Source organism: Alteromonas portus (assembly GCF_005117025.1).
GTDB lineage: Bacteria > Pseudomonadota > Gammaproteobacteria > Enterobacterales > Alteromonadaceae > Alteromonas > Alteromonas portus.
This window is the reverse complement of the sequence record NZ_SWCO01000012.1, coordinates 166,287-188,284: the sequence shown is the minus strand read 5'-3', so window position 1 is coordinate 188,284 and position 21,998 is coordinate 166,287. Positions and strand designations below refer to the sequence as shown.

Sequence of the window (21,998 nt, the reverse complement as noted above, 5' to 3'; positions counted from 1 at the left end):
TGAAAAATTATGTGCGGAAATGAAACATAAAAAACTGTTTTTGTTGAGCCACCTAGTGGTTGGCGTTTGTGTGCTTACACTGCTACTTAGCGGTTTTCGCATTGCATCGCAACAGCGAGATTTTTGGCTTAACTTTGACTGGCTTTTACCTCAAGGGCTTGTACATATTTGGCATGTGATTGCCGGAGTTCTTTTGCTTACTTCATTGCCAGTCATGTTAATCGCGTTGTTAAAACAGCGAAATGAAAGCCCGGTAACCAAAGTGTTTAATCAGATAGGCTCAATACTTATTTGTATTTCTGTAGTGACCGGAGTGGGGCAATTTTTTTTCGAGTTCACCCATTTTGTGGTGCGCTTTATTCACTATTATAGCGCCTTGGGTATTCTCGTTTTTATCGCTCTTCACCCTTTGCGCTACTATTTTCAAAAGCCGGTGAAATATCTTGTTCACGTTATCTTTGAACCTTTAACGTACAAGCGAAGTTACTTTTATCTTGGCACATTTTTTCTAGCAAGCAGTAGCCTTTACCTGATCACATTATCAACCCCTGAAACTCTGCAATCGCATGTAATAGCCGATGACGTGTTTATCAAAATTGATGGTAAAGACAATGAACTTACTTGGCAAAAGGCGAAACCTGTTACCGTCAATACTTTTGCAGGTGCAAATTTCTATGAGGGCACGTCACAGATCACGCTTAAAACCTTGCACAATACCACCGAAACGTACTTCTTTATCCGTTGGCAAGATCCCTCAGAAAGTTTACTTCATTTGCCTTTGGTCAGAGATGAGGACGGTTGGCATGTGAAGAGTCATGGCTTTGAACGTTTCGATGAGAAGGAGTATTACGAAGATAAATTGGCGCTACTGTTTTCAAAAAGTTGCAGCATAGCTGCCGCCGCTACAGCACATTTAGGCAGTCAGCCTCGTTACGATTTACCTAAAAATAGTCACAAGAAAGGTTATCACTTCACTGCTGACGGCGTGGTCGATTTGTGGCAGTGGAAAGCAGTAAGAACCAATTCTATGTACTTGGCTGACGACAGTTACATTAGCAAGCCCGTCCCTCCAGTCGTTGGTGCTGCAAGATATACGGCAGGCTATCAACAAGACAAAGATATGGGAGGAAGTTATGTCTTGAACTGGAATTGGTATTCCCATGATAGCGTAACGCCAAAGCGTCTTCCTGCATATCCTTCCAGCAATGCCCGAGGTTACGCTAGTTGGTTTGATTACAAAGCCTATTCTCCCGAATTAGATAATTTTCCGGTGGGGAGTGTAATTAAGTCTGTATTGTACCGCTCAAATCAACTTGAAGGTGGCCGCGCAGATGTGCGCGCTCATGGACGATATTCAAACGGATACTGGAACCTTGAAATTGTTCGTAAGAAAAGCGCGTCAGAACAAACAGATATCGATTTGAACGAAGGCGTTTGCCTGTGGGTAAGTGCTTTTGATCATGCTCAGGTCTCTCACACCCGTCACGTTAAGCCCTTGCAGCTTAGCTATGAATTGTAAAGGTAAAGCGATGTTCTCTTTTTTAAAAAGATTCTTGGTGCTTAGCATGATCACTTTAGTCAGCACGCAATTAGGAACGCTTTATCGTATTTTTCAAAGCGTTCCCAGTATAGTGACAGCGAGTGAAGACAAGGAATATCGCTTTGTAAAACTCAATGAGCAAGGCTATGCCATTTCGAACGATAAAGGCCCTTGGCACTGTGTTTATGATCGCGAGTTAGACATTGTGTGGTTGGTGGGAAGAGACGATGAATCTCCTTTTGACAGTTATTGGAGCTACAGTTGGTTCAACAAGGAACACAGTGTAGGTGTAAAAGAACGTGGCACATGTAATTACAACGAGACTGGGTGCGATACAAGTCATGTTCAGCAGCAAGCGATTAAGCGAAAGGCATGTAACATTTCTAACTGGCGCTTACCTTACGCAGAAGAGCTGATAGCACTAGTACAAACGCCAACAAAAGCGGGGGGGCTTTTCATTCAACATGCGTTTTTTCCACATGTTCAAAAAGGTGATTATTGGTCGCAAACGCACAGTAGTAGAATTAACCCGTCAGCACTCACGCATTTGAAGCAAGGGGCGGTCGCTGTCAGTTTCAAACATGGAAAAAGTCGAGTTCTACCTTTTAGAAATGCCGCTCACGTAATGCTGGTTGCGGATAAACAAGCGCTACCCCTTTCGCCGCATCAAAGTGTATTACTAGGTAAAAAGCAAAGCATTGCCTATTTTAAAAATTAATGAGCATTTGAGGCCATGTAGGGGGAACTCCCTATTTGCTCTTAGTGCAGTTGGTTTGATACTGAGCCTACAAACTCGTAAAGGTAGATTTGCTATGAAGTCATTAATTGCCGCTGTGTTCGTTCTGTTTTCTGCGCCTTCTTTCGCCGGCGTAATCACCTATGATTTCACACGATTAGTGTTAGGTGACGAAGCTGACCAAACCAGTTTAATTGGGCAAATCACCTTTGATGAAAACGAAACCCAATTCGATATGAGCACGTGGTTATCATTTTTCTTTCAGCTAGAGTTCAATGGGACGACTTATAATATTTTAGAAGACCATATTGCTGACTTTGCGATAGTTGATTTAGAAAATGGTGTGTTTGGTGATGAAAGCGGTGAAGGTTTTCAACTATTTATTGAAGACTCAAGCGTTCCATACGAATTCACTATTAGTTCAGGTTTAGCCGGGCTAGGAGCATCAGACTCGTGTGTGTTTTTTGAAAATGGTGACCGCTGCGCAGGTGGCTTGTTTCAACTGGTTAAAACTGTCGAGTCTACAAATGGCTCAACACAAGTGAACGAACCTGCTTCTTTTGCCACTGCGATGCTAATTTTGCTCGCGCTTACTTCTTTCAGAAAGCGCAAACTATAAGGCTTCTTCAATTCGAGAGAGTGGTTTATTTCCTGTACCACGTTCGTTCCCTCCAACTTGTCTATGTTTCTCGATAGTTGGTGTTTTTAGCCCTCCACTTGTGAGGGCTTTTTTCTTTTTAAGTTTCTGATTTTTCAACGCTTTTATAAATTTCATCGAATAGGGGGAAATCCCCATAGTTTTGCTTCTTTGGTTGTTAAATACTCAAGGGGTACTCAAAGAGAGGTGTATTATGAAGTTCCTTAATAACAAAACAGTATTATCAGTAGCCATTGCTTGTGCCCTACCAGCGAGCATGGTGAATGCAAAAACTTTCGATAAAACATTGGCTGATGCGCTTGCGGCTTCGCCACTAGAACTACAACAAGTTATTGTTACATTTGAAGGTAAGGGACCTGCCACAACAGAACAAATTACAGCACTTGAATCGTTAGGTATCACTGGCGGTGTTAGCTTACGTAACGTGCCTATTGTTGGTGTGTTAGCCAACAAACAACAAGTTGAAGCGCTTTATCAACGCGATGACGTGGTGTCAGTATGGAACAACGACCCACTAGAACTAGAAAACCATGAGTCTACCCAAATTACGGGTGTACAGGCACTACAGGCTGACCGTGACATTCGCATCAATGGCATGCCGGTATCAGGTAAAGGCATTGGTGTAGTGGTAAACGACTCGGGTGTTGACGGCACACACGGTGATTTAGCATTCCCTGATCACGTTGTTCAAAACGTTCTAGCGCAGGTTAACTTGAATAGCTACAGCGGTATTTTACCGATTACATACCAAGAAAACGTATCTAACACCGATATTCTAGGCGGTCACGGAACGCACGTAGCTGGCACAGTAGGCGGCAACGGCGCCAAGAGCGGTGGCTTACATGCAGGTGTAGCACCGGGTGCAGACATTATTGGTTACGGCTCGGGCGCAGGTCTATTCATTTTGGATACAATTGGTGGATTCGACTACGCGTTAACACACCAGTTCGATTACAACATTCGTGTTATCTCTAACTCGTTCGGTAACACTGGTGATGTGGGTACAGAATTTAACCCAGACGATCCAACAAACGTTGTGACTAAAGCACTGGCAGACAACGGTATTATTACCGTGTTCTCGGCAGGTAACTCAGGTCCTGGCGAATCGACAATTACCGGTAACTTCAAAAAAGCACCTTGGGTAATTACAGTGGCTGCGGGCAACAAGCAAGGCGAGCTAGCTGACTTTAGTTCTCGCGGTGTCGACGGAAAAGGCGGACAAGCGGTTGTTGATGGTGAAGTGTTCACGTGGGAAGACCGCCCTACCGTAACGGCTCCTGGTGTAGACGTTATTTCTGCTCGCGCATCACTGTCTAGCTTAGGCGGTTTGAGCGCAGCTGACGACGCGGAAATGATTGAACCACAACACCTACCGTTTTATACCGTATCTAGCGGCACTTCAATGGCTGCGCCGCATGTGTCAGGTATTGTTGCATTAATGCTAGAAGCAAATCCAAACCTTCAGTGGGAAGATGTGAAGCGTATTCTTCAGGAAACCGCAACACCAATGGCTGGTATGGACGAGTGGGAAGTAGGTGCAGGTTATGTTAACGCCTATGCTGCGGTAACTGCAGTGCTTGAAGGTGAAGAAGTATTCGGCGATACCGTGAAGAAAAATCGCGAATTTAACGCATTTGCTAATGTTGCTGAAGGCAATAGCTTTACGCTACCTACAACTTACCTACCTGTTGGTGAGTCACCTGTAGAAGAGTTTGAAGTAACGTCTGACGTATCTATGGTGGTGGCGAGCGCGTCAATCGAAACGGCAACAGCGTTCGTATTAGAAGACCCTGCAGGTAACCGTTACGGTTCTGGCATTGGCCTACCTGTTTTAGGCTCTTCTGTTGGTACAGCTGCGCCTGGTATGCCAGGTACATGGAAACTATATAGCCGCGGTATTGGCAGCATTAGTGGTGTGTCAGTCGACCCACTAGGTGTTACAAACGGTGTGGGTATTCCTGGCACTAACGATGTGAATATTCGCTTATTAGTAACATCAGGCTATACGGGTATTGATGATGCAGTAGGTCACCCTGCAAAACCATTTATTGAATACGTAGTAGCAAATGAGCTAATGGATGCAAAAGAAAGTGGTTTTGCGCCAGACGCGCCACTTACTCGAGTAGAGCTTGCTGATACGCTAGCGCTTAGCGCTAACCTTCGTCAAACCAACGACGGTAACACAGTTAACTACACCGATGTGAGTGCAGAAAATGCTGCAGCGGTAAACTCTGCCACAGCGACAGGTGCCGTGTTGGGAGATTTAGAAATGAACACACAACCTGTAATGCAAGTTGACGGCGACTTCTTTGGTAGCAACATGCAGGTAAGCAAAGAAGAAATGGCGTACTCAATGGTTCAAGCATTAGGTCTTGAAGATACAGCACAAAGCTTTGACTCTGAAAAAGTTATCGCAATTGTTCTGGGTGAAGCGGTGGAAGTCGAAGATACCGATGCGATTGCTCCTGAGTATCGTGGCTATGTTCAACAAGCGCTGGCTGCAGGGCTAATGCAGGTGGAAGTGAAGGTAGAGCAAGGTCCGTTTGACCTACAGCCCACACTTAAAGCCTTCTTTAACCCACAAGATGGTGTATCACGAGGCGAAGCTGCGTTTATCCTAACGCAATACGCAGAACTTTAGTCCTTTAAGGCGAGGGCCGGTTGTGGCATTCAAAACCGGCCCTCGCACAATTTTTAAAGAGGGGGGAGCTGTAGCAAGCCCCCTCTTTTTTTGTTTAGGGCTTTTAGTACTGCAACCAACATTCGCTGAATATGGGAAGAACGCAAGAGGGCAAAGAAGTTAAGTTCTGCGTTGAGAATAAATACCGTTACTCTAGCAAGCCTGCCTTTCCAGCCATTCTGATAAGTTCTGCCGAACTGCTTAAGTTAAGCTTTTTATAAATATTGCTGCGGTGATTTTCAGCGGTTTTAAGGCTCATATCCAATAGCTCTGCAATTTTCTTACTGGTGTTGCCTGCTGCAACTAAGAAAAAAACTTCCCTTTCTCTGCGTGTTAACACACTAAGTGGGGAAATGTGCTTTTGGCATTGCTCACTCGCTGGCTGGGTTAATTCGTCAGGGAAACTGGTCTTATTGGCAGCTACTTTTTTTATCGCATCGACCAAGCTATCACCAGACGACTCTTTTAAAATGTAGCCCTTTGCGCCAGCGTCTCGCATGGCCTCAATGTACTCCACTTCATTGTGCATAGACAGCACAAGAATTTTTGCGTCACTGCGTTGAGATAAAATTTTATCAATGGCCACCAGTCCGCTCATACGCGGCATAGAAATGTCCATTAGAATGACGTCGGGAGAAAGTTTTAGTACAGCAGCAATAAGCTCAACACCATCGTCGCATTCTCCGACTACGGTAATATCTTGGGTCGCATTTAGCATCTGAGACACGCCCTGACGCATAAGTACATGGTCATCGGCGAGCACTACACGAATTGTCATACGGGTACCGTTACTGTTGTTCTTGTGCCTTGCCCAGTTGCAGACTCTATCTCTAGCGTTGCGTTGAACGCTTCCGCTCTGTCACGAATGCTAGAAAGGCCAATGCCAGGCTCTATTGTTTTACTATCAAACCCTACACCATTATCAATAATATCTAAACGGATAACATTGTGATGGTGCGAAACCGTAAGAGTAAGATTGGTTGCTTCACTGTGTTTTATAGCATTAACTAAGGTTTCTTGCGCAATTCTGAATAACAGCGTGCTTATATCTTTAGGAAGATCAGAAGGTAAAGTGATATCCGTTTGGTAGATGATATCTTCACTGCTTAGTAAATTTCGACACAGCCAATTAAGCGCAGGTTTAAGGCCTAAGTCATCCAAAATGGTGGGGCTCATTAGGCGTGATAATTGCCTCACGTCATTTAGCGCCATTTCAGCAATGCCGTGCAGAGCTTCGATTTCAGGCGAAGAGGAAGACAGCGCCTGAAGCCGTCGGGTTAGGCCTGTGAGTAATTGTCCAATACCATCGTGAAGCTCTCTAGAAAGCTTTGCTTTTTCGGATTCTTGTTGAGCCCATAGGCGTTTTGCCAACTGTTGAAGCATTTCTTGATCGGCATCTAGTCGCGCCTGAAGGGTTGCCTGCAATGCCTTAATACTCTCTATTTCTTTGGCTACATCAGTCAAAATAGGCGTTCCTATAGTGGCTAACTTGCTTTTCCGGCAATTGCGTTAACCACTGGGTTGTTAGCATGTCAACGGTGTCTTCTTTGCCAGGAATGGCCCGATAGTAAAGGTGGTTACGCCAAAATGACGGGTAAAGCGCTAATTTTTGCTTAAGCTTTTCAATTGACGATTCATCACCGAATGACGCCTTTATATATAACCATTGTAAGTATTGCTGATAATAAGTGGGTTTTATAAGCGCGCTAAGTTTTTCCATGGTTTGACTAGAAGCGTCTAGTGAAAGGCGTTGCTGCATATCAAGTAAAATTTTTATCTCAGTAATTACAGGTACATTACTGTTGTTTACAAGCGTATTGTAAATATGGTCACTTTCATTGTTGAGTTTACCTTGATAATGCTTCAACCCTAAAGTTAGCCACTGATAAACGGCAAACTGTTCGTGCCGCTCTTCGCTAATCGTCGGCGACACAGTGTTAAGACGCTGCTCTAAACACGACCAGTTTGCGGTCAGTAAACATATTTCGCCTTCCCAGAGTAAAACTTCAGTTTCTGCTCGGCTATCTTCGGACCCCTGAGCTAAGCGTTTTGCATTAGCCGCGTGTTGTGTTGCTTCCTCTAGATTTCCGTTAGCAAAGTTTAGGTAGCTAAATAATAAGTGGTTAATCATTCTTTCTTGAACATGCTGTGTGCCAAGCCTTTGCTCAACAGTTGTTAAGTAATTAGTAGCGATGTTCTTATCACCCTTAACCAAACTCAATTGTGCAAGGTTTTGATGGGTTCGAAGCAGGTGAGAATCATCACCGTTTCTCTCAAATAGCATCTTAGCCTGCTGCCAGTAAATTTCTGCAAGTGAGATGTCACCGATTAAAAAATGCATATAGGCTACGTTGCTCATACTTTGTGGCTGCAATATTTTGTCATCAGTCTGAACACGTATATCAAGGCCCCGCTTGTAGTTATTAAGCGCTTTTTCGTATTGCCCTTGCTCCTCAAACATAAAGCCTAGCGTATCGTTTACGTGTGCTTCTTGGGCTAAATCACCTAGATCGTGAAGCAGCTGTACCGCTTCTTCTAAAGCGGCTTCTGCAGTGGCATAGTCGCCGGTGAGTGACGTCGCTATTGCCAAGTTTGCTAGCGTTTTTGCTCGTTGAGAGGGCTGTGTTTTCGCATCTCGCAGTACCAGCGCATCGTTAAAGTACCGAGCTGCTGCCACGTTATCTGCAGTACGTAGGTAGGCAATGCCAAACGCATTTAACACTAAACTTTCGCCTTCGCTATCTTTCGCTTGACGAAACGCCACTAGAGCGCGAGTCAAGGTGTCGCTGGTAGCGGTGTCTATATCGCCGTTAATTATTTGCAGACGAGCAAGTTCAAACCAAAGCTGCCCATCATTAGGACGAAGCGCCAGCGCAGCTTGATAGTCAGCCATGGCTTTGGCATCTTCTCCTGCCCACTGATGTATGTCTGCCCGCATGGAAAGTAGCTCAGGTCGGTTGGGAAATTGAGTAACCAATGCATCTATCGATTGTTGTGCTAGGGCTAGATCTTCGTTGAGTTCTGCTCTTAAAAGCTCGCTTTGTAAGCGCCAGTATAAAGACAGGTTAGGGAGCTTTCCTAACAATTCTAGTGCCTGTCTTGCGCCATCATAGTCGCCATTATTCATTGCGCTACGGGCTTTAGCTACCCATCCACCGGGGTAATCTGGTGTTGCTGCTATGATGGCATCAATGGCATCTACGCTATTTAATGTTTCTCCTTTTTGCCATGCTGAATCTAATGCCTCAAGGTACCGCAGGTCGGGAAGTGGTTGAGGGGTTTTGGTTTCAACGGCATCAAAAAGTGACTGGATAAGTGTATTGGCAAACACGCTTAAATCATCTGAAAGACTATTCGCATCTACATTGTGCGACACAGTAAAAATCGGCGTATTGGCCGGCATGCTGAGTATGCTTGCGTGAAGTAAGTAGGTATTGCTGCTAGTAGGCGTAGCATCAAGAAGCAATACACTATCCGCTGCAAGCATGGCGGCTAAATCAATTCGTTCATTATCGCGACTAAATGGCGACAGAGCTAGGTTATCGACTAACTCTTGGGTTTGCTCCTTATTATCTAACACAATATTGGGGTGAGTAGATAAAGGGTAGCGAAGTAGCGTATTAATAGTGTTTAAAAGGGGATACTGAGGGTCATTCAATACAAGTAGCTGAATTGGGGTGTCAGTAGTTAACTGGGGCTTACCTTTTTGATACCAGATATTGGAAAATAGACTGGCGCTCACTACAAGTACCAGTGCTGTAATGGCAGAAAAGGTAACGATGGTTTTGTAAGAGACGTTACCTTCATTACCGCTAACGCATAGGTGAAGTGCCTGCTCTAAAGGTAGTCTTTTCGCAGGCAAGTGATGGGTTAGCTGAGCAATGCATGCTTTGCGCTTTTTTAACCATAGGTAATGGGAAAAGCCCACCCCTTCTTTTTTCACACCATGTAATATATCTTCTAACACCTTGCCTAAGCTGAAGGTGTCAGAGTGTTCACCTGCTTTTCCTGTTTGGATAACTTCTGGTGCGGTGTAATGCTGGTGGCCACTCGTTTGCGCGCCAGAGGCGGCACTTTGACCAATACCGAAGTCTATAAGCTTAATGTCAGCATTGTGATCAATAAGAATGTTGTCTGGCTTTATGTCGCCATGCTTTATACCTACTGTTTTACATGCCAACAAGGCTTCGATGAGTTGTTCTTGCCACTTATCAAATTCTGCTTTGCTAATGGGTTGTTGAAGGCGCGAATAAAGTGGGGAGCCTTCTATGAAAGCCATTGTGAAAAAAGCGATATCCCCGTCTGAAAAAACGTCATGAACGCGAATAATATTAGGATGTTGAAGCTGCCTGGCTATATTGACTTCATTGCGGATGGATTGCATTTTAACCGGGTCGCTGGCGCCACCCTCAATCACTTTAAGCGCTACCTTTACATCAAGTAATTCATCAACGGCGCTATAAACACAGGCTTGGGCACCAGCGCCTAACCGCTCAATAATACGAAAGCGGTTAGCCAAACGTGAATTTGGCGCAATGGTTGGCCCTAAAGCTAAAGCTTCAGTTTTAAGGGAATTATTTTGCGATGAGAATACATCTGGCCTGTTCAAAGCCTTCTCCACACTTCACTGATTATTGCGTTGGCACAAACGCTTTATAGATGATGCCACGCAAGTTTGCGTACCTTTAATAGAAAAATTGGCCGACAAACTTAAGCGTTATTGTTTTTATTCTAGCTTATAAGTGAAAGTTTATGCTCTATCGTGTGGAATAACAAACGCAACGAAATCATATTTGCCAATGAGGTAGCAAATTCTATGTCCGTTTGAGTAAAGTAGCGGCGCCCCAGAATAGAGTCTGCGTACAAAACACCGACTGGTTTTTCTTCTATGCATACTGGAACGCATATCGCGGCTTGAATGCCGTGGTTGATTATACTGTGTTGCTTATTGAGCGAGTTGTCACAAACTATGTTGCCGATAGCACGAACCGCATTGGTTTGCATACATTGATTAATAATAGTGCGGCTGCCGGTAAAGTCCTCTCCTTGCATCCAATCCTCAAAACCTACCCCAAGTTGGTAGTTGTTAAGTTTATCGAATAGAATTAACGAAGCGCGTTCACACCCTAAAGATTGTATTAAACACTCTCTCGCCAAATTGATTAGCGCAGTGCTGTTGTGGCATTGCTGAAGTTGGGTTTGGTATTGTTTGAGTTGTTGCTTACGCCATTCACGTTGACTATCCAGTTTGACGACGTTGTTCAGCGCAACAGGTGTAAATTGGCAGGAAATTGGACCAAGCTGCAATACGCGAGGCTTATCTAACGTGATATGTTTAACGGGTACACCTAAGCTGAAGCATCCTGTGGAGCTTGTATCGCTTAATTGCCATAAATGGTCATTGTCAGCATGTTTAGTTGCTCGTAAAACCACGTGGGAACGCGATACCTGAGGGTGAGCAATCACAACGTCGGCACTTGCATCACGACCAATTTGATACTCTCGGCCTTCAAAAAGCAAGTGCTCACTTACGCTACCGTTATTTTCAGTAAAGGCAAACTGTAATGGCATGGCATCACCCTTGTCACGTTACTAATCGCTGACTATAAATTTTTATCGCCGCCTGCAAACGCGCTCAAAGAGGTTTGACACCAAGAGGTTTATGAGCACGAGCGCGACTTCAGTAAGCGCGACTTTCTTAAAAAGTTATCAGTATTTTTACAGCGTTCTCAAGCTAAAGCGCAATGTTTGAAGCTGAGTAAGAAGTAAACCTTTCACGTTCACAACATCGCCACTTGAACGCCATACATCTGCAATTTCACTTCCCGACGCGTTATCGATAAGTGCGATAAGACTGTCAACAGCAACCAGTGCAGCGTCATCATCATTTACCGCCAGCGCTGACTGTATATCATTAACACCGCTATCTATTGCAGTTTCTAGCAGCGCTGTAATTTTGTCGCGGTTGTCGTTCAGTGTTGTGCTGATTGAGGCAACCTTATCGTTGATAACCGTTGTTGAAGGTCGGTTGTCGAGCAAAATGATAAAATCGGAAAACTGCCCTGTGCTTCCGCGTGCTCGGATGCTACCTGATGACATTAACACAGTGATATCTTCAAACTGACCACCGTCATGGGATGTGAATAAACGCCATGGAATGGTCGGGGTGTAGTGTATAGCTTTGGTATACAACTCCACCATGGCTAAACCTTCAAAACCAAATCCTGCGTCTGTTTTTGGAGAAATTGAAACAAGAACCGGAAAGCCTGAAACAGCGCTTGTTAGCGCAGAAGGAAGACGGTCTGTAATCGTTAAATCTGTAGGATCGAGCAACTCGGCGGTAATGTCGAAATTATTAGCATTAAGACCAATACTGTTTTCGAACTCAACAGTCAAATCGACCTCAATCAAACTGGTTAGCGTAAGCTTCGCCTGAATCTTATTGTCATCGACAGTTAAGGTCGCAGGAGTAACAACTTGCGCTTGGGCAGTTGAGAACAGAAGTAATGCAGTGGCGGCAACAACAGTGGTGAGTTGTCTGAATTTCATCGCAGTAAACATCATAGGATGACCTCTTTCAGTGTTGGTTAAAATTTAACCTAAAATGGTGCCATTATCAATGTAAATAATGGCACCGTTTTCAGGGGTTTGCGATTTTATTCAAAGTATTGAGCAAAGAAGCGTGACGCAAGTACCGCATAATGTGCTCGGGTTATCACTGTATCTGGCGCGAAGCTCGCAGTGATTGTTGGCGTAATGCTAAAAGGGCTTTGCTCTACGCCGAACTCAGCGTTAATCAAAGACAGAGTAAGGGCAAGTTGCACATAGCCTTTCATGTCAGCTGGAATACTGTCTTGGTCCTCTAACACGATTTGCTCACCATTATAGTCAATTACAATATCGGCACTTGGGTCGAAGCTAAGCGCCGCTTCCTCAAGTCCTAGCATTTGAACAAGTGAGTATGCAATGTCTAACTTAGTGACGCTTGCAAATGGGTCTGCGCTGCCGTCTACACTTCTTAGTACTGGGGCTTGTGTACGAAGTTTATCTTTAAGTGCGCCGCCATTAACCATTACTGACTCTATGAATGCCTTGTCAAAGCCAGGCACTGAGCCGATGTTAGGGCGCTCTTCGTTTAGCAGGTCACGGTACTGTCTTACAGCACCACCCATCACTGCATAGCGGGCAAAATCTTTACGTTTTAGGCGCGCATCCGGAGAGAAACCACGGCTGTTAATGGCGTCCATTAGACGCTCACTTACCGCAAATTCAATAGCATTTTGCTGAGGGTGGCCTTCAACGTCATCCATACCCTCAAAGCCACCGCTATTTTCAAATGAGACAGTAACATTAAATGTTTCTGGTAAACCCGGGCCGTTAGTTAAACCTAGTGGATCGGCCTCTATACCGGAAAGCGACGTCAGCCCATAAACATACACTCCCCAAGTGCCGGGCATGGCGGGTGCAGCAACACGCATTGTAGTCGTAAGTACTGGGGTAGTTAGATTGCCGCGGTACTCGGTACCATCCGGCGCTACAAGGACTAGCTTGGTCAAATTAGCGAAACTATCGGCAGATGCCTTTACTAGCACTTCTTCCGTTCCCACCTCAAACTCAATAACTTCAGGCGCGCCTACCGGTGAATAAAAAACATCGAAGTTTTCTACGCGGTCGCTGGTGGTCACTAAAGCGTTGGCTTTAAAGGTCTTAGAATCAAGGTTATTAACCGTCACCTTATGGTCCATATCTTCAAGCAGCGCAGCAGCAACGGCAGAACGGGCATTCACATAACCTGCACCCACTTCCCAGCGCTCATAACCCGGCATATTCGTGGCGGTTTCTTGTAGCAAACGCTTAATGGTTAAGTTATCTAGATTTGGATTAGCTTCTAGCATTAAAGCAATAATGCCCGACACATGCGGTGTGGCCATAGAGGTACCAGAAATCATGGTGTAGAAAGGTATGTTTTGAGGCTCTATCGCACCAATATCACCGTCACCACCATTGGCTGCTGCGTTCAATACAGCGCGTGTAGAAATGATATCAACGCCGGGAGCAACAATGCTCACATCGTTAGTATATGTCCACTCAGTGCCATCTGGCATTGTGAAATCGCCAGACTCGCCTTTAAGCCCACGAGACGAGAAGTCAGCAAGTTTGCCGAACTTATCACCCGCACCCACTGAAATGCCCCAAGGAATTTGCGCGTACGGGTTATGCGAGTCTTCACCTGGGCCACTATTACCCGCTGCGAAGACACTTAACATTCCCATTGTGTGTGCTTTGTAGCTTGCTAATGATACTGGGCCAAGCGGTTCATACTTGCCGCTAGAACCCCATGAGTTGCTAATAACCTTGATAGGGTTGTCGAAGGTATATTGCTTACTAATGGCGTAGTCAAAACCACCTATAGTGTCTAGTAGAAGTACTGCTGCACCCGAACCATAACCAATAATATCAGCATCTGGAGCTGCGCCGCGGTGCTTGCCGTCAGACATGGCACCAGTACCTGCAATAGTGCCTGTAACGTGTGTACCGTGGCCTGAGTTTAAGTCTGTGTTTACTTGGTTAGATAGTGTTGGGCCAGTTATACCAACAATTGAAAGCGCACCAGGGTTGAGTATTGCTTGCACGTTATCAACCACGGTGTCGCCAAAGAAATGATCTTGGTGAGAAGCATCAATACCTGAATCTATGACTAAAATGGTTGAGCCTTTACCAGTAAACTCCATATTATTGCGCGATGCGAAAGCTTCGCCCTGCATATCCGCTACACCTGTAATTTCACGAGCGTCTGCGTTGTACAAGCTCATTTCACGGTTGGCAAAAACTGAGCGTACCCCGTCGAATTGTGCAATTGCTTCAATTTGTGCCTTAGTCGCCACTACGCCAATAATAGGTAAGTTTTTAAATTGAATGCCTTCAGTAATACCCAAATTTAATAGCTGTGTTATTTGAGACTCAGCAAGGGGTGACATTTGATCATAGGTCACAACCGCCATTAACGATTCTGTAGGGGATAGCGACACAAGTTTATCGGCCATTTGAGAACCGATATAAGCATCAGCTAGCGTTTGCGCCGACGGGCTTGCAAGCATTGCAGCAGCTAAGGTAGATAGGGCGAACTTCTTCATATTCTTCTCCAAATTCTTGAGGCTGCGGTTTGCTTTGGTATCAGGGCACGTCATCGCAGCAAAGTACGCCTTAATAGTGGCTTTTTGAAATGGGGCAGAACATAGGGGTTTCACCCTAATTATGAGTTTTTTTTAAGTAACGAAATGTTCAAAAATGCTACAAAGGTTTAATTATAAAACGTTCGTTAAACATCTATATTGGAGTCGTATGTTGATGTGTTTTCAGCAGTTATTAGCTTTTTGTTATATGCTGAAATGCGCCTTTCTCCCATGAGGAGCTTGTCATGAAATTCGATTCTATTAAATCTCGTCTAGTATTAATGACCCTTGTTTGTGTTATCGGCATGGGCGTTTTAGTGGTTAGCCAGCATTATTTTACACAGCGACTTATTGGGTTACACCAGCAGCGTGATGTATTGTTGAGAATGGGGCAAGATTTGCTGCAAATGCGAAGACACGAAAAAGATTTTCTTCTTCGCCATGAGACGGTTTATTTCGATAAGTTTCTTCAGCAAACCTATGTGTTTCAAGGTCGGCTAACGTCTATTGTTCCATTATTTGACGAATATCGATTACCTGTGGCTGACGTTGAAAGTTTGTCTTCTTCTATGGAAGCCTACAGCAGTACATTTCGAGAGGTAGTGTCACTACAAGAACGGATTGGATTAACGCAAAATAATGGTTTGAGAGCACGTATTACCGAGTTGGAAAATATACTCAACGAAGGGCAACTGGCACAAAGCCCGCTATCAAATGAACTGTTAAGTCGTATTCAACTTGCTACGCGAAACTATCAAATTAGCCAAGATGGAACGTACGCTAAACAAATGAATACATTGAGTGAGCGTTTGGCGTCAGAATTTGGTGATACGGCTTTACTTCAAGGTACACTAGCTCAATACAGAGAGGCGCTGTTGCAGCTCGTTGACGCTACTATCACTTACGGTGTCACACACAACGAAGGGCTTCGTGGAGAGTTTAGACAAAGTGCTCATAACGTCGAGACTCAATTAAAAGCCGTTGACGCTGCGCTGCAACCGGTAATTGAACAACAAGAAGCGCAGGTACGTATTTATAGCTTAAGTATTGCTGCGCTTACGTCTGTCGTGTTAATTCTGGTGCTGATCAAGAGTTTTGCGACATTTCATCGTGCATTTGTTAACTTTCTCACTTTCTTTTATCGCTGCAAGCGTCAGTATCAAATGATTGATACCAGAAAGTTAGGGTTTGCAGAGTTAAAGTCACTCGCAGAGCTGGCGAATGAAATGGTCGAGTCGAAAAGAGATATTGAGGCACGACTAGCCACCGTAGAAGCTGAGTTGGCCAATAAGAAAGCCTCGTAGCTTGAAACGCTAAGCTCAATACGGGCATATTTTCTAAAGCGGCCGGCTCATTATTGCATTAACAAGGTATAAGCCAAGGTAGAAGCAAAAATGAAGTTTAACCGCTTAGGAAATAGCGATTTGAAAGTGTCTGACGTGTGTTTGGGCACAATGACATGGGGTATTCAAAATACCCAGCAAGATGCTGACGAACAAATAGCTTACGCACTTGATAAAGGCGTAAACTTTCTAGATACCGCGGAAATGTACCCCGTTCCTCCTAATGTCGACACGTACGGAGATACAGAGCGCATTATCGGGAATTGGATTTCGCGAAACGAAGCGAAGCGCTCAGATATTATATTGATGACCAAAGTTGCCGGGAGCGGGTTAAAGTATATCCGTAATGCTGGCCCTATTACGTCTGACGCAGTTACCAATGCACTTACATACTCGCTGGAGCGTTTAAAAACTGACTATATTGACGTTTATCAGCTTCATTGGCCAAACAGAGTAACGCCACACTTTGGTAAACATTGGCCTGACGGCGCCGATCCCACCAAAACCAATCGGGAAAAAGAACTAGACGGTATGCGCGATATTCTGATGGGGATAAAGCGCGCGTTAGATGAAGGAAAAATTAGGCACTGGGGGCTGTCGGACGACACGCCTTGGGGCATTCACGTTTTTCTAACGCTTTGTAAAGAGCTCGACATACCACTGCCTGTTTCTATTCAAAATGAGTTTAGTTTACTGCACGCGAAAGACTGGCCCTATTTAATTGAGATGTGTGAGCTAGAGAATATCGCTTACCTGCCGTGGTCACCGCTAGCTACGGGTATGCTTAGTGGTAAATATCACAATGGCGCGCGACCGAAAGGCAGCAGGTGGACACTGGCACAGCGCATGGGGTTGTTTAGAGACAAAGCGCCTGCGCAGGCTGCTACAGCGGAATATGTGAAGATTGCTGATAAAGCGGGTATTACGCCCTCACAATTAGCATTAGCGTGGTGTAAACAAGTGCCTGGCGTGACATCTACTATTATTGGCGCAACAACAATGACTCAGTTAAAGGAAAATATCGATGCGTTTGATATGACGCTCTCAAGCGAGACGTTGGAGGAAGTTCACAAAGTCTTTAGACAATATCCATTAGGCTTCTAAACGCCATTTTTTCCAGCTTAAAATGGCTGGCTTTACTAGGAATAGTTGATATTTGGTGTAAATCGAATATCAACTAGCCCCGAGTATTTATCGTCATTTTTGTGTAATACGCACGTCATACTATAAATTTTTCAAGAATGAATTGTGTGTATTATGTCAATGATTGACCCTCAACTTGCTCAAAGTAGTGTGTTAGAAAAAACACATAACGGGCGTAAATGGCTGCTTTTAGGCTTGTTAGTTTATGTAATGCTGCTTGCTGTCAGCATGATTGGCAGTGGTTTTAAATTTGCTACGGGCGATCACGCTAAAGCCCTTTTTAGTTTCGCTTCTAACCCTATTACGGGGTTAATCATTGGTATGGTCTGTACCGCACTAATTCAGTCTTCAAGCACGGTTACCTCAATCATCGTTGGAATGGTGGCAGGTGGTTTACCTATTACCATCGCTATTCCCATGATGATGGGTGCGAATATTGGCACCAGTATCACCAATACGTTGGTAAGTTTAGGGCATGTTGCTAAAAAAGATGAATTTCAACGGGCTTTTAACGCTGCAACCATTCACGATTTCTTTAATGTGTTGTCAGTACTCATCTTTCTACCTCTTGAAATGGCGTTTGGAATTTTGGAATTTTTAAGCGCACAGTTAGTTGCTCTGCTCCATACGGGGGAAGCTATGGGAGTGGGGGGCTTTAATCCTATTAAAGCGGTAACTCAACCCGTCACCGACCTCGTTACACAGGCGTTCTCATTTTTACCTTCTGTCTATCCCGGCGTGGCTAAAATCATTCTTGGTATTGGCCTTATTATGCTTTCAATCACTTACATGGGTAAGATCATGAAGTCGCTTATGGTGGGTAAAGCAAAGGCGCTTTTGCATACCAGTATTGGAAAGGGGCCCCTATCTGGCATAGCCTCAGGTGCAGTAATGACGGTACTGGTCCAGTCTTCATCAACCACCACATCACTAATGGTGCCGTTAGTCGGTAGCGGTATCTTGAAGGCTAGAGATATCTACCCATTTACACTTGGCGCTAATATAGGCACTTGTATTACGGCATTAATTGCGGCTTTAGGGGTAGTGGGAGTAAACAGTGGTTTTGCTTTACAAATCGCGCTAGTCCATCTTATTTATAACGTATTAGGTGTTACGCTAATTTATGGGCTGCCCTTATTGCGCAATATTCCGCTTAACTTATCTTACCAACTGTCTGTGATTGCAGCAGAACGCAAAATGTATGGTGCCGCTTATGTGGGAGGATTATTTTTCATAATGCCCTTAAGTATTATCTTTACTACTATGTAGGTTAATTGCAAAGCAACCTACTGCGAATAAAAAACGGCGCATCAGCGCCGTTTTTTATTAAAACGTCGTTTTTATTAAAACGCGTATTTAGCTGAAACTTGGAAGCGGTTCATGTCGCCTTCAAGGCCTGCTTCAATTTCACGTTTTGCGAAAGCGTATTCAGCACCAACGGTTAGCGCTTTAGTTGGCGAGTACAAGTAGTTCACACGTGTACTATAAGTGCTCTCAGTGGTATTTAAGCCTGTGAGTGACACATCATTGTCTGCTTCAAACGCCGAGAACATAATGCTGCTACGCGCTTTCTCGCTCCATTTGTGACGATACGCAATGCCATACCCTGTTGAGTCGATAGCTTCAAGGTCGCCACTTTCAGTAAGCACTGCGCCATTTACCGTGTTTAGTGCAGAGTATCTGCCTAAACCTTTACCCGTGTTGAATGTGAAGCGAATGTCATCGCCATTCGAAAGGTTGTATTTACCAGTTACCGATACACCGAAGCTGGTTTCGTCAGCGTCAATGCCAACTGCATTGTCGTAAGACAACTGTCTTAGTAAGCCCGCAACTTTAACATAACCCCAGTCATATTTTGAGGTATAAGCAGCAACAAAATCTGGTACGCTGTTGTCATCACTGGTAATTCGACTACCGCCACCAAACGGTGTGATGGTTGATTCTGGGTTTTCGAGCGCCAGCTGTAACCCGCCATTTGTATATCTCACCATAACTTGACGACCAAAGGTAATACCGTCAGTTGTACCAATGAAATCAAGTGATTCTGGTAATGAGGCAACGTCCATGAAGGTTGTCCACGTTTGACCTACTAACCAGTTTTTGTAGGTAAGGTAAGCGTGACGAACACGAGGAACATAAGAGTTACTAATACGTTCGTCACCGCCGCTAGTTACAATAAAGTCGAGCTCGAAAACACCGTTAATGGTATCGCCTTCAGCGGTTGGTGTTGAAGTAGCGAAGCGGAATCGCGACGTTCTAATGTGCGCATCAAATTGTGGATCTTCGTCAAAGCCACCAACAGGTGTTAGTGAAGGAATATAGAAATCGCGACCTACGCTACCCGAGGCAATAGTGCCATCTGAATAGTTACTTACCATAGCGTCGACTTTAATGTAGCCCGTGAATTTCACACTAGTATCGCCGATTGTTGCTGCGTGTGCTGCGCCGCCAGTTGCCGCCAGGCACAGCGCTACTGCGGTAGCCGTATTTTTTATTTTAGCTTTCATCGTGTCTGTTCCAAAAAAGTGGTTAAATAAATGTAAATTCAACGTTAACATCGCTGATTGTGTACTTATTATCTCAAATTTAAATAAGCCGATGGTCGCATAAGACTATAGTCGTAATACTTTTAGTCTAGGTTTTTTAATATTACCTTAGTTTTATGCTGCTAAGACCAAAGTCTCATTTTGCTTTGTGGGTGAATAGCTAGAGTGTTTCACCATACAACAAGATTTTTACATTATTGATATTGGAGGCAATCTTTATGACCGCCAGCAAAACTTATCCTGTGCCTGAGAACATTCTTCAATCTACGCATTTGACTGCATTGCAGTACGACCAGATGTATAAGCAGTCTGTAGAGCAACCCGAAGCGTTCTGGGCTGAGCATGCATCCATGCTTGAGTGGTATCAAAAGCCCACCAAAATTAAAAACACCATGTTTGGTGAAAACGATGTATCAATAAAATGGTTCGAAGATGGTGAGTTAAACGCCAGTTATAACTGTATTGACCGCCATCTGGCTGATAATGCCACGAAAGTTGCCTTTCACTGGGAAGGCGACTCACCAGAAGATAGTCAAGATATCACTTATCAACAAGTTCACTACGAAGTTTGTAAGTTAGCGAATGCACTTAAAGAAATGGGAGTAGCTAAAGGAGACCGTGTTGCCATTTATATGCCTATGGTGCCTGAAGCTGCTTACGCTATGTTGGCGTGCGCTCGGATCGGTGCGGTGCATTCAGTGATATTCGGTGGTTTTTCGCCTAACGCCATTGCCGATAGAATTAACGATAGTAATGCAAAGGTCGTTATTACTGCTGATGAAGGCCGTCGTGCAGGAAGAGGTATCCCGCTTAAAGCCAATGTCGATAAAGCGTTGGCCGATGACGCTTGTCCGTCTATCACTCACGTTTTAGTGCATAAGCTCACAGGGGGCGACGTAGATTGGAACGAGAAGCACGATGTGTGGTGGCACGAAGCGGTAGACGGTATGTCTGCCCAGTGTGAGCCCGAAGTAATGAACGCTGAAGATCCGCTTTTCATCTTGTATACATCAGGTTCTACGGGGACGCCAAAAGGTGTGGTTCATACAACAGGCGGCTATCTACTTTATTCCGCTATGACCTTTAAATACGCTTTCGATTACAAAGACGATGACGTTTATTGGTGTACAGCCGATGTGGGCTGGATCACAGGTCACAGCTATATGGTTTACGGCCCTATGGTGAATGCTGCATCACAAGTGTTTTTCGAGGGCGTACCCACATATCCAGACGTTAAGCGTATTGCGCAGGTAGTAGAAAAATACAAAGTAAATAGTCTTTATACCGCGCCAACTGCTATTCGTGCGCTGATGGCACACGGTGACGTGCCGGCTGAGGGGTGTGATGTATCGTCACTTCGTTTGCTTGGCACAGTAGGTGAGCCAATTAACCCAGAAGCGTGGGAATGGTATCACCGCGTTATTGGTAAGGGGCGTTGTCCTATCATTGACACATGGTGGCAGACGGAAACCGGTGGACATATGATTTTACCGCTACCCGGCGCCACGGAATTAAAACCAGGCTCAGCAACGCGTCCGTTTTTCGGTATACAGCCAGCGCTGTTTGACGCTGACGGTAACGAACTTGAAGGGGCAGCGGAAGGTAACTTGGTGATCAAAGATAGCTGGCCTAGTCAGGCTAGAACGGTATACGGCGATCATCAGCGCTTCATTAACACCTACTTCAGCGCATACAAAGGTGTGTATTTTACAGGTGATGGTGCACGTTGTGACGAGGATGGTTTTTACTGGATCACCGGCCGCGTAGACGATGTATTGAACGTATCTGGACACCGCTTAGGCACTGCTGAAATTGAAAGTGCACTTGTTGCCCACCCTAAGGTAGCTGAAGCAGCCGTTGTAGGTTTCCCTCACGATATTAAAGGGCAGGGGATCTACGTATACGTAACGCCAAATGAAGGGGTTGAAGCTGACGACGCGCTCACAAAAGAGCTTAAGGCATGGGTACGTCAAGAGCTAAGCCCCATTGCCACACCTGATATGATCCAATGGTCACGTGGGCTACCTAAAACCCGCTCTGGTAAGATTATGCGCCGTATCTTGCGTAAAATCGCGGCTAATGAGCACGAGCAATTAGGTGATACATCTACATTGGCGGATCCATCGGTTGTTGATACACTGATAGAGGAACGTCTTAATAAGTAGAACTAAGGATATAG

General features: G+C 44.7%; 16 protein-coding genes. 8 read left to right on the top strand and 8 right to left on the bottom strand.

The features are described 5' to 3' along the window. Positions 1 to 19: 19 nt before the first annotated feature. The 3 genes from E5672_RS19460 (at position 20) to E5672_RS19450 (ending at position 2,895) form a co-directional block, all read left to right on the top strand. The gene (locus tag E5672_RS19460; protein WP_136783836.1) at positions 20 to 1,519 is read left to right on the top strand and encodes an ethylbenzene dehydrogenase-related protein; all 1,500 of its coding nucleotides are present in this window, start codon (positions 20 to 22) and stop codon (positions 1,517 to 1,519) included. A gap of 46 nt (positions 1,520 to 1,565) precedes the next feature. After that, positions 1,566 to 2,258 (top strand): Lcl domain-containing protein, encoded by a 693-nt coding sequence (locus E5672_RS19455; RefSeq protein WP_161569413.1) that lies wholly within the window; start codon positions 1,566 to 1,568, stop codon positions 2,256 to 2,258. A gap of 94 nt (positions 2,259 to 2,352) precedes the next feature. Beyond that, positions 2,353 to 2,895: a hypothetical protein gene (locus tag E5672_RS19450; RefSeq protein WP_136783834.1), complete on the top strand. Its 543-nt coding sequence runs from the start codon at positions 2,353 to 2,355 to the stop codon at positions 2,893 to 2,895. Here the strand turns inward: E5672_RS19450 and E5672_RS19445 are convergent. Continuing rightward, complete coding sequence (locus E5672_RS19445; RefSeq protein ID WP_161569412.1) at positions 2,890 to 3,051, bottom strand: hypothetical protein; 162 nt, start codon at positions 3,049 to 3,051, stop codon at positions 2,890 to 2,892. The genes E5672_RS19450 and E5672_RS19445 overlap by 6 nt on opposite strands. 76 nt (positions 3,052 to 3,127) lie before the next feature. On the opposite strand from E5672_RS19445, the gene E5672_RS19440 reads away from it, so the two are divergent. After that, positions 3,128 to 5,575, top strand: a complete 2,448-nt coding sequence (locus tag E5672_RS19440) for a S8 family serine peptidase (protein ID WP_136783832.1) — start codon at positions 3,128 to 3,130, stop codon at positions 5,573 to 5,575. A 187-nt stretch (positions 5,576 to 5,762) separates the two neighbouring features. On the opposite strand, the gene E5672_RS19435 is transcribed toward E5672_RS19440, so the two are convergent. The 6 genes from E5672_RS19435 to E5672_RS19410 all read right to left on the bottom strand — a co-directional run bounded on the left by E5672_RS19435 (position 5,763) and on the right by E5672_RS19410 (position 14,748). Further along, positions 5,763 to 6,392 (bottom strand): response regulator transcription factor, encoded by a 630-nt coding sequence (locus E5672_RS19435; RefSeq protein ID WP_136783831.1) that lies wholly within the window; start codon positions 6,390 to 6,392, stop codon positions 5,763 to 5,765. After that, on the bottom strand, positions 6,389 to 7,078 hold the full coding sequence (locus E5672_RS19430) for a sensor histidine kinase (RefSeq protein WP_136783830.1): 690 nt from the start codon (positions 7,076 to 7,078) through the stop codon (positions 6,389 to 6,391). Before E5672_RS19430 ends, E5672_RS19435 begins: the two co-directional genes overlap by 4 nt. Further along, positions 7,071 to 10,223 carry a serine/threonine-protein kinase gene (locus E5672_RS19425; RefSeq protein ID WP_136783829.1) on the bottom strand — a complete coding sequence of 1,051 codons (3,153 nt, stop codon included), beginning with the start codon at positions 10,221 to 10,223 and terminating at the stop codon, positions 7,071 to 7,073. The genes E5672_RS19430 and E5672_RS19425 overlap by 8 nt, the downstream gene beginning before the upstream one ends. A gap of 122 nt (positions 10,224 to 10,345) precedes the next feature. After that, on the bottom strand, positions 10,346 to 11,185 hold the full coding sequence (locus E5672_RS19420; RefSeq protein ID WP_136783828.1) for a GAF domain-containing protein: 840 nt from the start codon (positions 11,183 to 11,185) through the stop codon (positions 10,346 to 10,348). A gap of 147 nt (positions 11,186 to 11,332) precedes the next feature. Next, positions 11,333 to 12,178, bottom strand: coding sequence for a DUF6689 family protein (locus E5672_RS19415; protein WP_136783827.1), 846 nt, complete (start codon positions 12,176 to 12,178; stop codon positions 11,333 to 11,335). A 92-nt stretch (positions 12,179 to 12,270) separates the two neighbouring features. After that, complete coding sequence (locus E5672_RS19410; RefSeq protein ID WP_136783826.1) at positions 12,271 to 14,748, bottom strand: S8 family peptidase; 2,478 nt, start codon at positions 14,746 to 14,748, stop codon at positions 12,271 to 12,273. Between the two features lie 284 nt (positions 14,749 to 15,032). Between E5672_RS19410 and E5672_RS19405 the strand changes: the two genes are divergently transcribed. The 3 genes from E5672_RS19405 (at position 15,033) to E5672_RS19395 (ending at position 18,542) form a co-directional block, all read left to right on the top strand. Continuing rightward, positions 15,033 to 16,091, top strand: a complete 1,059-nt coding sequence (locus tag E5672_RS19405; RefSeq protein WP_136783825.1) for a chemotaxis protein — start codon at positions 15,033 to 15,035, stop codon at positions 16,089 to 16,091. Positions 16,092 to 16,181: 90 nt separating this feature from the next. Next, positions 16,182 to 17,234, top strand: coding sequence for an aldo/keto reductase (locus E5672_RS19400; protein WP_136783824.1), 1,053 nt, complete (start codon positions 16,182 to 16,184; stop codon positions 17,232 to 17,234). A gap of 153 nt (positions 17,235 to 17,387) precedes the next feature. Next, on the top strand, positions 17,388 to 18,542 hold the full coding sequence (locus E5672_RS19395; RefSeq protein ID WP_136783823.1) for a Na/Pi symporter: 1,155 nt from the start codon (positions 17,388 to 17,390) through the stop codon (positions 18,540 to 18,542). Between the two features lie 74 nt (positions 18,543 to 18,616). On the opposite strand, the gene E5672_RS19390 is transcribed toward E5672_RS19395, so the two are convergent. Further along, the gene (locus E5672_RS19390) at positions 18,617 to 19,780 is read right to left on the bottom strand and encodes a DcaP family trimeric outer membrane transporter (RefSeq protein ID WP_136783822.1); all 1,164 of its coding nucleotides are present in this window, start codon (positions 19,778 to 19,780) and stop codon (positions 18,617 to 18,619) included. A gap of 257 nt (positions 19,781 to 20,037) precedes the next feature. On the opposite strand from E5672_RS19390, the gene acs reads away from it, so the two are divergent. After that, the gene (acs, locus tag E5672_RS19385) at positions 20,038 to 21,984 is read left to right on the top strand and encodes an acetate--CoA ligase (RefSeq protein WP_136783821.1); all 1,947 of its coding nucleotides are present in this window, start codon (positions 20,038 to 20,040) and stop codon (positions 21,982 to 21,984) included. The last annotated feature ends 14 nt before the right edge of the window (positions 21,985 to 21,998 follow it).

Excerpts from the sequence above, each read along its gene's own strand:
- E5672_RS19460 (WP_136783836.1), top strand. The coding sequence starts at position 20 with ATGAAACATAAAAAACTGTTTTTGTTGAGCCACCTAGTGGTTGGCGTT.
- E5672_RS19455 (WP_161569413.1), top strand. The coding sequence starts at position 1,566 with ATGATCACTTTAGTCAGCACGCAATTAGGAACGCTTTATCGTATTTTT.
- E5672_RS19450 (WP_136783834.1), top strand. The coding sequence starts at position 2,353 with ATGAAGTCATTAATTGCCGCTGTGTTCGTTCTGTTTTCTGCGCCTTCT.
- E5672_RS19445 (WP_161569412.1), bottom strand. The coding sequence starts at position 3,051 with ATGAAATTTATAAAAGCGTTGAAAAATCAGAAACTTAAAAAGAAAAAA.
- E5672_RS19440 (WP_136783832.1), top strand. The coding sequence starts at position 3,128 with ATGAAGTTCCTTAATAACAAAACAGTATTATCAGTAGCCATTGCTTGT.
- E5672_RS19435 (WP_136783831.1), bottom strand. The coding sequence starts at position 6,392 with ATGACAATTCGTGTAGTGCTCGCCGATGACCATGTACTTATGCGTCAG.
- E5672_RS19420 (WP_136783828.1), bottom strand. The coding sequence starts at position 11,185 with ATGCCATTACAGTTTGCCTTTACTGAAAATAACGGTAGCGTAAGTGAG.
- E5672_RS19415 (WP_136783827.1), bottom strand. The coding sequence starts at position 12,178 with ATGATGTTTACTGCGATGAAATTCAGACAACTCACCACTGTTGTTGCC.
- E5672_RS19410 (WP_136783826.1), bottom strand. The coding sequence starts at position 14,748 with ATGAAGAAGTTCGCCCTATCTACCTTAGCTGCTGCAATGCTTGCAAGC.
- E5672_RS19405 (WP_136783825.1), top strand. The coding sequence starts at position 15,033 with ATGAAATTCGATTCTATTAAATCTCGTCTAGTATTAATGACCCTTGTT.
- E5672_RS19400 (WP_136783824.1), top strand. The coding sequence starts at position 16,182 with ATGAAGTTTAACCGCTTAGGAAATAGCGATTTGAAAGTGTCTGACGTG.
- E5672_RS19395 (WP_136783823.1), top strand. The coding sequence starts at position 17,388 with ATGTCAATGATTGACCCTCAACTTGCTCAAAGTAGTGTGTTAGAAAAA.
- E5672_RS19390 (WP_136783822.1), bottom strand. The coding sequence starts at position 19,780 with ATGAAAGCTAAAATAAAAAATACGGCTACCGCAGTAGCGCTGTGCCTG.
- acs (WP_136783821.1), top strand. The coding sequence starts at position 20,038 with ATGACCGCCAGCAAAACTTATCCTGTGCCTGAGAACATTCTTCAATCT.